The organism is Paracoccus sp. KKT209 (assembly GCF_055635455.1).
This window is the reverse complement of record NZ_CM145758.1, coordinates 2,777,197-2,787,340: the sequence shown is the minus strand read 5'-3', so window position 1 is coordinate 2,787,340 and position 10,144 is coordinate 2,777,197. Positions and strand designations below refer to the sequence as shown.

The window sequence follows — 10,144 nt, the reverse complement described above, 5'->3', positions numbered from 1 at the left end:
TGGCCGGGATTGCGATTGTGCTGGACCGGCGCGGGACGCTATCACGCGGCCATGTCCGACGCCCTGCCCATCGAGGATGTTCTTCCGGACCTGTGCACGGCGCTGGACCGGCACGGGCGGGCGGTGCTGGTCGCGCCCCCGGGGGCGGGCAAGACGACCCGCGTGCCGCTGGCGCTGCTGGACCGGATTTCGGGGCGCATCCTGATGCTGGAGCCGCGCCGCCTGGCCGCGCGTGCCGCGGCCGAGCGGATGGCCCAGATGCTGTCGGAACCCTTGGGCCAGCGCGTCGGATACCGCGTGCGGGGCGAATCCGTTCCGGGCCGGCGCATCGAGGTCGTGACCGAGGGCATCCTGACGCGGATGATCCAGTCGGACCCCGCGCTGGAGGGCGTCGGCTGCGTCATCTTCGACGAATTTCACGAGCGCAGCCTGAACGCGGATCTGGGCCTTGCACTGGTCTGGGAGGCGCGGGGCGCGCTGCGCGAGGATCTGGCCGTGCTGGTCATGTCGGCCACACTGGATGCGGGGCCGGTGGCGGCGCTGCTGGAGGATGCGCCTGTCGTGACCTCGGAGGGGCGGGCCTTTCCGGTCGAGACGCGCTGGCTGGACCGACCGCTGCCCGCGGGCATGCGGCTGGTGGACGAGGCCGCCCGCCTGATCCTGCGCGCCGAGGCCGAGACGCGCGGGACGGGCGGATCGATCCTGGTGTTTCTGCCCGGCGAGGGCGAGATCCGGCGCGTGATGTCGGCCCTGGGCGGCAGCGACTGCGAGCTGCTGCCGCTTTATGGAGCCTTGGACGCGGCGGCGCAGCGGGCGGCGCTGGCGGTGCCGGGGCCGCGGCGGCGGATCGTGCTGGCGACGGCGATCGCCGAAACCTCGCTGACGATCCCCGAGGTGCGGGTGGTCATTGATGCGGGTCGGGCGCGGCGGGCGCGCTTCGATCCGGGCAGCGGCATGTCGCGGCTGGTGACCGAGCGCGTCAGCCGGGCCGAGGCCGACCAGCGGCGGGGTCGCGCCGGGCGGGTGGCGCCGGGCATCTGCTATCGCATGTGGGCGCGGGCCGAGGAAGGGGCGCTGCCGGCCTTTGCCCCGCCCGAGATCGCCGTGGCCGATCTGGCCAGCCTGGCGCTGGAACTGGCGGTCTGGGGCGCCGAGCCGGGCGACCTGGCCTTTCTGACGCCGCCTCCGGACGGGGGGCTAGCCGAGGCGCGGGCCCTGCTGAAGTCGCTGGAGGCGCTGGACGGGGCGGGGCGCATCACCGCACATGGCCGCGACCTGGCGCGCCTGCCGCTGCATCCCCGGCTGGCGCATATGCTGATCCGCGCGGGGGCGGGCGCGGCGGACCTGGCGGCGCTGCTGTCGGACCGCGACCCGCTGCGCGGTGCCGGCACCGATCTGGCGCTGCGGCTGGAGGCCCTGCGCGATCCACGCGGCTTTGGTGCGCGCCATGCCTTCGAGATGAACCGGCAGGCGGTTGAACGCATTCGGCAGGAAGCGCGGCGGCTGCGGCGGCTGGTTGCCTCCCGCGACGACGGGGGGGACCCCGCCCCCCTCTTCCACGCGTCTTCGGGCGCGGCCGGAATGTCGGCGGGGGAGATGATCTCTCTGGCCTATCCGGACCGGATCGGGCTGCGTCGCAAGGGTGACGACGCCCGCTTTGTCCTGTCGGGCGGCAAGGGCGCCGTGATGGACAATGCCGATCCCCTGGCGGGCCAGCGCCTGATCGTGGCGGTGGACCTGGACGGAGACCAGCGCGAGGCGCGCATCCGCATGGCGGCGCGGCTGGACGAGGCTTCGCTCCGTGACCTGCACGGGGCACGGATCCAGACGGTGCGGCTGTGCGAGTGGTCGCGGCGCGAGGGTCGGGTGATGGCGCGCCAGCAGGAGCGGCTGGACGCGCTGGTCCTGTCGGACAACCCCTGGCCCGATGCCCCCCCTGATGCCATCGCGCGGGCGGCGCTGGAGGGGCTGCGCCTTGACGGGCTGCGTTGGGCCCCGGCTGCGGCGCGCCTGCGCGCCCGGATGGCGCTGATGGCGGGGGAAGGCGCCCTTGATGATGCGGCGCTGCTGGAGGATGGCGACTGGCTGCTGCCCTGGCTGGGGCGGGTGCGGACGCTGGCCGATCTGCGGAGCCTGGACCTGGTCGAGCCGCTGAAGGCGCGGCTGGGCTGGCAGGGTCAGCAGCGGCTGGACCAGGAGGTGCCGGCGCATTTCGTGACCCCCCTGGGGCGCCGCGTGCCGATCGACTATGGCGAGGCCGACCCGTCGATCGAACTGCGCCTGCAGGAACTGTTCGGCGTGACGCGCCACCCGGTCGTGGGCGGCCGGCCGCTGCGGATCGCGCTGCTGTCGCCGGGGGGCAAGCCCGTGCAGGTGACGATGGACCTGCCGGGGTTCTGGGCCAGCTCTTATGCCGATGTCAGAAAGGATATGCGCGGGCGCTATCCGCGCCACCCCTGGCCCGAGGACCCGACCCAGGCCGATCCGACCACCCGCGCCAAGCCGCGCGGCACCTGAGGGCGCTAGTCGATGCTGCGGATCAGCTTCCGCTCCAGCACCCTCAGCACCTGTTCCAAATCATGGCCGCGCTTGAGGATGCGGCCGTCCATGGCGATCACGGCATAGGCGCCCTGGGCGCTGCGCAGGCGCGGCCGCTTTTCGATGCGGTAAAGCGGCTGTTCGGCCGCGCGGCGGAAGACGCTGAAGATGGCGGCTTCGCGCAGGAAGGACATGCCGTAATCACGCCATTCCCCGGCCGCGACAAAGCGGCCATAGGTCGACAGGATCAGCGCAAGTTCCTTGCGGTCGAAGACGACGCGGTCCGGGTCGGCCTGGAACGGCGGGCTTGCATTCATCATGACGGAATGGTGACACCGCCGCCCCGGCAAGGCAATGCGAAAGCGGCGGGGCCGGTCAGTAGCAGCTGACCTTGTCGATCCGGCCGTTGGGGCCGTATTCGATGTTCAGCCGCTCGGGGCGGAAATCGGCCGTGACCATGTCGTTGGGGCCGATCACGCGGGTGTTCAGCGGGAAATTCATCTGCGTCAGCACGTCGCGCGGCTGGCCGATGAGGCCCTTGAAGCCGGTGGCGCCGCATTCGTCGGTGGGAATGGCGGGTTCGGCGGGCTGGACCGGGGCCGGCACCGGCTCGCAGGCGGCCAGAAGGCCCGAGGCGGTGAGGGCCGCAAGGATGGCAAGGTGGCGCATGAGCTTTATCCGCAATCTATGTTGGTGATGATGCCGGCGGGGTCGAGCCGGAAGACGATCCGCTGGGGATTGTATTCCTGCGGCTCGATCCCGCGATATTCGACGACCCGGTAGGCCTTTGGGATGCCGAGGCCGGGGATGGTGCTGCCGGGCTGGCCCTTGGCGCTGGCGAACTTGCTGGCGCCGCAGAGGTCGGGCTTGCGCTCCTCCAGTCCGGTGATGCCGTTGGCGGCGACCGGCGCCGGTTCCGAAGCCACGGGAAAGGGCGCGGGGACGGCCGGAGAGGGGCTGGGCGCATAGGCGGGCGCGGGATAAGCCGGGGCCGGGACGCCCGCCGGGGCATAACCCGGCGCCGCGGGATAGGCCGTGACCGGCGCGACGGTCGGGACCATCGGCATGTCCAGGGGCGCCGCCGGCGGCATACGGTTGGGCGACGACGCGCAGCCCGCCGCCACGATTCCGCAAAGGGCCAGAAGCCCGGCCCGTGCAACGCCACTTGTCCCGATCATCGCTGTCTCACCCCTGCCGGCCCTGTTCGGACCTTGTCCTTTGGGGGCAGCATAGGTTCTGCGCAATGCCTTGAAAAGCCGCCCTGCGGATCACGTTTCCATCATCGCAGGAATGCCACAGCCGGCGCCCGGTCAGGCCGCCTGGCGGGCATAGGCATTGAGGAACAGGATCGCGGTCGAGCTGCCCACCTGCGCGATCCGGGCCTTGTCGGGAATGCGTTCGGACAGCAGCGCGCAGGGCTGCAGCTGGCCGCTGATCAGGGCCATCAGCTGCTGTGCCGACTGGCCTGCGTCATGGGGCATGATCTCGGACCGGGCGATCCAGATCTCGATCAGTTCGGCCAGTGGGCGGATGACGTTTTCCAGGACCGCGTCCGCATAGGAGGCGGCAATCTCGGGGAAACGCGTGGCCTCGGCCACGACGATGCGATGCAGGCTCAGCTGCGGCTCGGCGACCAGCCAGGCGGCAAGGGCGGTCAGCACCGTGGGCAGCGCCGTGGCCGGGGGCGCGGCATGATCGGCCTGAACCACCGCCTCGCGAAAGCCCTGGTCCAGGGCGGCGCGCAGGACCTCCTGGAACATCAGCCGCTTGTCGGGAAAATAGCTGTAGAGGGTGGCCTTGGAGACATTGGCGGCACGCGCGATCTCATCGACGCTGGCCGCGGCATATCCCTCCCGCATGAAGACTGCGGAAGCCCCGTCGCGAACCTGTTCAAATTTTCGGCCGCGGGTGATTTCCGGATGCTCATTCATGCCTGTCCCAAGATCCATCGTTACTACTTCTTCCCTGACAAGTCCGCCGAACGGCCGAGGGTTTCCAAAGTATTGCGAGGATTCTCAGAAGATTGAAGGGCCGGAAAGCTGGCAGTGACCAAGGAATAGAATTTCGTGCTACTTTTTAGTGCGATAACAAGTCTGCCTAGAAAACAGGCTGTGGCGGAATGGCATCATTTGGCCTAGCCTGAACCCCGGACATCTGCCTTGGCATCAGGAGATTTCAGCAATGACCCTCAGAAAGACCTCGTTCCGCGACTCGGTTGAGCGCATGTTCACCCATGCGGCCAGCCTGATGGAGCTGTCGCCGGGGCTGGAGGAGAAGATCCGGGTCTGCAACTCGACCTATACGGTCCGGTTCGGGGTGCGCCTGCGCGGCCAGATCCACACCTTCACCGGCTACCGCTCGGTGCATTCGGAACACATGGAGCCGGTCAAGGGCGGCATCCGCTATTCGCTGGACGTGAACCAGGACGAGGTCGAGGCGCTGGCCGCGCTGATGACCTTCAAATGCGCCCTGGTCGAGGTGCCCTTTGGTGGATCCAAAGGGGGCCTTCGCATCGACCCGCGCGCCTGGAACGAGGACGAGCTGGAGCGGATCACCCGTCGTTTCACCTATGAGCTGTCGCGCCGCAACCTGATCTCTCCGTCCCAGAACGTGCCTGCCCCCGACATGGGCACCGGCGAACGCGAGATGGCCTGGATGGCGGATGCCTACAAGCGGCTGCATCCCGACGACATCAACGCCAAGGCCTGCGTCACCGGCAAGCCGCGCACCGCGGGCGGCATCGACGGCCGGGTCGAGGCGACCGGCCGGGGCGTGCAGTTCGCCCTGCGCGAGTTCTTCCGCCATGACGACGTGATGATGCGCGCCGGGCTGTCGGGCACGCTGGCGGGCAAGCGCGTGGTCGTGCAGGGCCTGGGCAACGTGGGCTATCACGCAGCCCAGTTCCTGTCGGCCGAGGATCATGCGCTGGTCACCTGCGTGATCGAGCGCGACGGCGTCATCCGCAACCCGCAGGGCATCAACATCGACGCGCTGCGCGGCCATATCCGCGCAACGGGCGGGGTCAGGGGCTTTGTCGGCGGCGACTTCTCGGAGGACGGGCTGCGCGCGCTGGAGGATGAGTGCGACATCCTGGTCCCCGCCGCGATCGAAAGCGTCATCGACGAGGAAAACGCCGGCCGCATCAACTGCAAGCTGATCATCGAGGCCGCCAACGGCCCGGTGACCGCGGATGCCGACGAGATCCTGCGCGAGAAGGGCATCGTGATCATTCCCGACATGTATGCGAACGCGGGCGGCGTCACGGTGTCCTATTTCGAATGGGTCAAGAACCTGTCGCAGATCAGCCTGGGCCGGCTGGAGCGCCGCCACGAAGAGGCGCGGGCGCGGATGCTGGTCGAGGAGCTGGAACGGATCTCGGCGGATACGGGCACCAATTTCGAACTGGCGCACGGCTTCAAGGAGGCCTTCCTGCATGGCGCGGACGAACTGGATCTGGTCCGGTCCGGCCTGGATGACACGATGCGCGAATCCTTCAAGAAGATGAAGGAGGTCTGGATGAGCAATCCGAAGGTCGGCGACATGCGCACCGCCGCCTATGTGGTGGCGATCCGGCGCATCTCGAACGTCTACAACTCCTTGGGGCTCTGAGCGCCCTCAGGGCCGGGGGGCGGCGGCGCGGCGCAGGCGGTCGTTGATCGCCGCGCCAAGCCCCCGGTCGGGGATCGGCGCGACCGAGATCGGCCGCCCCAGGGCATCGGCGCGGCGCAGCAAGTCGAAAAGACGCGCCGCCGCCTGCGCCAGGTCGCCGCTGTCGGACAGGCTGAAGGGGCCGGGCCGGCCAAAGTCCAGATGCGTCTCGTGCGCCTCGGGCGTGGCGGCGTTCAGGCGCAGATGCGACCGGGGCGCATAGTGGCTGGTCAACTGGCCCGGTGCGCTTGGCGCCGACGGATCGCCTTCGTGCCGCGCCAGGGGCTGGCCCAGAACCGCCTCGATCGTCTCGGCGGCCAGCCCGCCGGGGCGCAGCAGGGTGGCGCGGCCGCCGGGCCAGCCGATGATGGTCGATTCGACGCCCACCGGGCAGGGGCCGTCATCCAGGACCGCGGCGATGCGCCCATCGAGGCCGCCGTCCGGGTCCAGCACATGGTCGGCCGAGGTCGGGCTGATCCGCCCGGAGGCATTGGCCGAGGGCGCGGCCAAGGGTCGCCCCAAGGCGCGCATCAGCGCACGGGCCGTGGGCTGGTCCGGCACGCGCAGGCCGATGGTGGAAAGCCCCGCCGTCACCAGCGAGGCGATGCCCGCATCCTCGCGCAGCGGCAGGACCAGGGTCAGCGGTCCCGGCCAGAACCGTTCGGCCAGCAGGCGCGCGGGGCCGGGGAAACGGGCGATCGCCTCGGCCTCGGCCAGATCGGGGACGTGGACGATCAGCGGATTGAAGCTGGGCCGGCCCTTCGCCTGATATATGCGGGCCACCGCCTCGCCGTTCCGGGCATCGGCCGCCAAGCCGTAGACGGTCTCGGTCGGAATGGCCACGGCGGCGCCCTGCGCCAGCAGGGCCGCGGCACGGGCCAGTCCGTCGGCATCGGGGAACAGGCGGAGGGTCTTCATCCGTGACGCGGGGTTTCGGTTGAGCCTGAAAGGAACGCGGCCCAAGATGCCGCCTGTTGTTCTGATAGTCGCGCCCGGCCCGGATGCCAAGGCGCTTGGAGGAGGACCCGATGAGCTACAAGGCGCCGGTCGAGCAGATCGACTTCATCCTGACCCATGTCGTGCCCTTTGGCGAACTGTCGCGGACCGAGCGCTTTGCCGAGGCGACGGCCGAGACGGCCACCGCGATCCTCTCCGAAGCGGGCAAGATGGCCTCGAACGTGCTGGCGCCGCTGAACATGGCGGGCGACAGCCATCCGGCGCGGCTGGAGAACGGCGTCCTGCGATCCTCGCCCGGCTTTGCCGAAGGTTTCCGTGCGATCGCCGACGGGGGCTGGGTGGGCGTCTCGGCCGATCCCGAACATGGGGGCATGGGCCTGCCCCAGGCGCTGAACATGGCGGTCGCCGAGATGATGTCGGGCGCCTGCCTGGCGTTGCAGCTGAACCCGCTGCTGACCCAGGGCCAGATCGAGGCGCTGGAGCATCACGCCAGCGACGAGCTGAAGGCGCTGTACCTGCCCCGGCTGATCAGCGGCGAATGGTCGGGGACGATGAACCTGACCGAGCCGGGCGCGGGCAGCGACGTCGGCGCGCTGACCACGCGGGCGGAACCCGCGGGCGACGGCACCTACCGGATCAGCGGGCAAAAGATCTACATCACCTGGGGCGACAGCGACGTGACGGCGAACGTGTGCCACCTGGTGCTGGCGCGCCTGCCCGGCGCGCCCAGGGGGACGCGCGGCATCAGCCTGTTCATGGTCCCCAAGCTGATCCCCGACGACCAGGGCAATCCGGGCGTCGCCAACAGCCTCAAGGTCGTCAGCCTGGAGGAAAAGCTGGGCATCCACGGCAGCCCGACCTGCGTGATGTCCTATGAGGATGCCACCGGCTGGCTGGTGGGCGAGGAGAACAGGGGCATGGCCGCGATGTTCACGATGATGAACGTCGCGCGCCTGGGCGTCGGCATGCAGGGCGTCGGCGTGGCCGAGGCCGCGCTGCAAAAGGCCGTGGCCTATGCCCGTGATCGCGACCAGGGGGGCGCCATCATCCGTCATCCCGACGTGCGCCGGATGCTGGCCACCGGCCGTGCCGAGGTCTTTGCCGCCCGCGCCATCGGACTGGCCTGCGCGACCGCCATCGACATGGCGCGCGCCACCGGCGATGCCGAGCAGGCCGCCCGCGCGGCCCTGCTGACGCCGATCGCCAAGGCCTATGCCACCGATGTCGGCATCCGCGTGGCCGACATGGGCGTGCAGGTGCATGGCGGCATGGGCTATGTCGAGGAGACGGGGGCGGCGCAATACCTGCGGGACGTGCGCATCACCTCGATCTACGAAGGCACGAACGGCATCCAGGCCATGGACCTGGTCGGGCGCAAGCTGTCGGATGGCGGAGAGGCCGCGATGCGCCTGCTGGACGAGGTCCTGGACGGTGCCAAGGCCGCGCAGGCGGCGCATCCCGACCTGGCGCATCAGGTCTGGCAGGCGGCCGAGACGCTGCGCGAGGCAACCCTGGCCCTGCTGGAACGCGACATGCCGCAGCGCTTTGCCGGCGCCGTCGCCTATCTGAGCGCATTCGCGCGGGTGCTGGGCGGACATTACCACCTGCGCGCAGCCCTGGCGGGCGGAGAGCCGCACCGGGCCATGGCGCGGGTCTTCATGGCGCGGGTCCTGCCGCGCTTTGCGGGCGATCTGGCCGAGGCGCTGGCCGGGCTGGACGATCTGGCCGCGATCACCGACGAGGCGCTGGCCGGCGATTTCGCGGCGTGATCCGCACGCCCTTTGCCCAGCCCCCGGAGGAGGGCGCGGCCACCGAGGTCGCGCCCGGCGTCCTGTGGATGCGCCTGCCGCTGCCGATGGCGCTGGACCATGTCAATGTCTATGCGCTGGACGACGGCGATGGCGGCTGGTCGATCGTCGATACCGGCTTTGACAGCCGGCGCGGGCGGGCCATCTGGGAGACCCTGCTGAGCGGGCCCTTGCAGGGGCGTCCGGTGCGGCGGGTCATCGGCACGCATCATCACCCCGACCATATCGGCCTGGCCGGCTGGTTCATGGAGCAGGACGGCGCCCGGCTGATGATGAGCCGTACCGCTTGGCTGATGGCGCGGATGCTGGTCCTGGACGTGCAGGACCGGGCCAGTCCGCAGGCCCTGGCCTTCTGGCGCCGCGCCGGGATGCCCGCCGATCTGCTGGACCGGCGCGCGGCTGAACGGCCCTTCAACTTTGCCGACGTGGTCCATCCGCTGCCCTTGGGATTTGCCCGGCTGTCCGAGGGCGCCGTCATCGACCTGGGCCAGCGCCGCTGGCGGGTGGCGATGGGGCATGGCCACGCGCCCTGCCATGTCACCCTGTGGTCGTTGGACGACAACCTGGTGATCGGGGGCGACCAGCTGCTGCCCTCGATCTCGCCCAACCTGGGCGTCTATCCGACCGAGCCGGAGGCCGATCCGGTGGGGGAATGGCTGGAAAGCTGCATCCGGCTGCAGGACCTGGCGCGCGACGACCAGCTGGTCCTGCCGGGGCACAAGCTGCCCTTCACCGGCCTGCCCCTGCGGCTGACGCAGCTGATCCAGAACCACCGCGCGGGGCTGGCCCGGCTGACCGAGGCGCTGGCCGAGGCGCCGCGCAGCGCCGTCGACTGTTTCGACATCCTCTATCGCCGCCGCATCGGCGAGGGAGAGTTCGGTTTGGCCCTGGTCGAGGCCGTGGCCCACCTGAACCACCTGCATCGCGCGGGCGTGATCCGGCAGGTCGGCGAAAGGCAGGGTGCGGCGCTGTGGGGGGCGTGACAGGCTGCACGCTTTCGGCTATCGCGGGGCAGACACAAACACGAGGGGCAGCCATGGCCGATTTCGACAACAAACCCGGTGCCACCCAGGGCACGATGGACCTGACCGACCACAAGAAGACCTTTGCGGGCTTCATGCGGGCGACCGTCTGGGTGATCGGCCTGTCGCTGGCGGCCCTGGTCTTTCTTGCCCTGACCAATTCCTGATCGC

The 10,144-nt window shown here is 70.0% G+C and carries 10 protein-coding genes; 5 read left to right on the top strand and 5 right to left on the bottom strand.

Annotated features, from left to right (window positions below; translation table 11 throughout):
- The first annotated feature begins 51 nt into the window (after nucleotides 1-51).
- Complete coding sequence (hrpB, locus tag ACZ2G3_RS13795; RefSeq protein WP_470396585.1) at nucleotides 52-2,517, top strand: ATP-dependent helicase HrpB; 2,466 nt, start codon at nucleotides 52-54, stop codon at nucleotides 2,515-2,517.
- Between the two features lie 5 nt (nucleotides 2,518-2,522).
- Here hrpB and ACZ2G3_RS13790 read toward each other — a convergent pair whose 3' ends face one another.
- The 4 genes from ACZ2G3_RS13790 to ACZ2G3_RS13775 all read right to left on the bottom strand — a co-directional run bounded on the left by ACZ2G3_RS13790 (nucleotide 2,523) and on the right by ACZ2G3_RS13775 (nucleotide 4,397).
- Nucleotides 2,523-2,855 carry a DUF2794 domain-containing protein gene (locus ACZ2G3_RS13790; protein ID WP_419269409.1) on the bottom strand — a complete coding sequence of 111 codons (333 nt, stop codon included), beginning with the start codon at nucleotides 2,853-2,855 and terminating at the stop codon, nucleotides 2,523-2,525.
- 58 nt (nucleotides 2,856-2,913) lie between these two features.
- Entirely contained in the window at nucleotides 2,914-3,207 is a 294-nt protein-coding gene (locus ACZ2G3_RS13785; protein WP_470396584.1) for an I78 family peptidase inhibitor, read from the bottom strand.
- A gap of 5 nt (nucleotides 3,208-3,212) precedes the next feature.
- The gene (locus ACZ2G3_RS13780; protein WP_470396583.1) at nucleotides 3,213-3,716 is read right to left on the bottom strand and encodes a hypothetical protein; all 504 of its coding nucleotides are present in this window, start codon (nucleotides 3,714-3,716) and stop codon (nucleotides 3,213-3,215) included.
- Between the two features lie 132 nt (nucleotides 3,717-3,848).
- Nucleotides 3,849-4,397 (bottom strand): TetR/AcrR family transcriptional regulator, encoded by a 549-nt coding sequence (locus ACZ2G3_RS13775; protein WP_470396582.1) that lies wholly within the window; start codon nucleotides 4,395-4,397, stop codon nucleotides 3,849-3,851.
- Nucleotides 4,398-4,719: 322 nt separating this feature from the next.
- On the opposite strand from ACZ2G3_RS13775, the gene ACZ2G3_RS13770 reads away from it, so the two are divergent.
- A complete protein-coding gene (locus ACZ2G3_RS13770; RefSeq protein WP_419269123.1) occupies nucleotides 4,720-6,147 on the top strand; it encodes a Glu/Leu/Phe/Val family dehydrogenase in 1,428 nt (475 codons plus the stop codon).
- Nucleotides 6,148-6,153: 6 nt separating this feature from the next.
- On the opposite strand, the gene ACZ2G3_RS13765 is transcribed toward ACZ2G3_RS13770, so the two are convergent.
- Nucleotides 6,154-7,104 (bottom strand): L-threonylcarbamoyladenylate synthase, encoded by a 951-nt coding sequence (locus tag ACZ2G3_RS13765; RefSeq protein WP_470396581.1) that lies wholly within the window; start codon nucleotides 7,102-7,104, stop codon nucleotides 6,154-6,156.
- A 110-nt stretch (nucleotides 7,105-7,214) separates the two neighbouring features.
- On the opposite strand from ACZ2G3_RS13765, the gene ACZ2G3_RS13760 reads away from it, so the two are divergent.
- From ACZ2G3_RS13760 to ACZ2G3_RS13750, 3 genes are read left to right on the top strand one after another with little or no spacing between them, the layout of a single operon-like run.
- A complete protein-coding gene (locus ACZ2G3_RS13760) occupies nucleotides 7,215-8,912 on the top strand; it encodes an acyl-CoA dehydrogenase (protein ID WP_470396580.1) in 1,698 nt (565 codons plus the stop codon).
- Complete coding sequence (locus tag ACZ2G3_RS13755; protein ID WP_470396579.1) at nucleotides 8,909-9,934, top strand: MBL fold metallo-hydrolase; 1,026 nt, start codon at nucleotides 8,909-8,911, stop codon at nucleotides 9,932-9,934. The genes ACZ2G3_RS13760 and ACZ2G3_RS13755 overlap by 4 nt, the downstream gene beginning before the upstream one ends.
- A gap of 53 nt (nucleotides 9,935-9,987) precedes the next feature.
- Nucleotides 9,988-10,140, top strand: coding sequence for an aa3-type cytochrome c oxidase subunit IV (locus ACZ2G3_RS13750; protein WP_470396578.1), 153 nt, complete (start codon nucleotides 9,988-9,990; stop codon nucleotides 10,138-10,140).
- Nucleotides 10,141-10,144: the final 4 nt, after the last annotated feature.

Coding starts and splice junctions, on each gene's coding strand:
- ACZ2G3_RS13780 (WP_470396583.1), bottom strand. CDS start 3,716: ATGATCGGGACAAGTGGCGTTGCACGGGCCGGGCTTCTGGCCCTTTGC.
- hrpB (WP_470396585.1), top strand. CDS start 52: ATGTCCGACGCCCTGCCCATCGAGGATGTTCTTCCGGACCTGTGCACG.
- ACZ2G3_RS13770 (WP_419269123.1), top strand. CDS start 4,720: ATGACCCTCAGAAAGACCTCGTTCCGCGACTCGGTTGAGCGCATGTTC.
- ACZ2G3_RS13765 (WP_470396581.1), bottom strand. CDS start 7,104: ATGAAGACCCTCCGCCTGTTCCCCGATGCCGACGGACTGGCCCGTGCC.
- ACZ2G3_RS13790 (WP_419269409.1), bottom strand. CDS start 2,855: ATGAATGCAAGCCCGCCGTTCCAGGCCGACCCGGACCGCGTCGTCTTC.
- ACZ2G3_RS13785 (WP_470396584.1), bottom strand. CDS start 3,207: ATGCGCCACCTTGCCATCCTTGCGGCCCTCACCGCCTCGGGCCTTCTG.
- ACZ2G3_RS13760 (WP_470396580.1), top strand. CDS start 7,215: ATGAGCTACAAGGCGCCGGTCGAGCAGATCGACTTCATCCTGACCCAT.
- ACZ2G3_RS13775 (WP_470396582.1), bottom strand. CDS start 4,397: ATGCGGGAGGGATATGCCGCGGCCAGCGTCGATGAGATCGCGCGTGCC.
- ACZ2G3_RS13750 (WP_470396578.1), top strand. CDS start 9,988: ATGGCCGATTTCGACAACAAACCCGGTGCCACCCAGGGCACGATGGAC.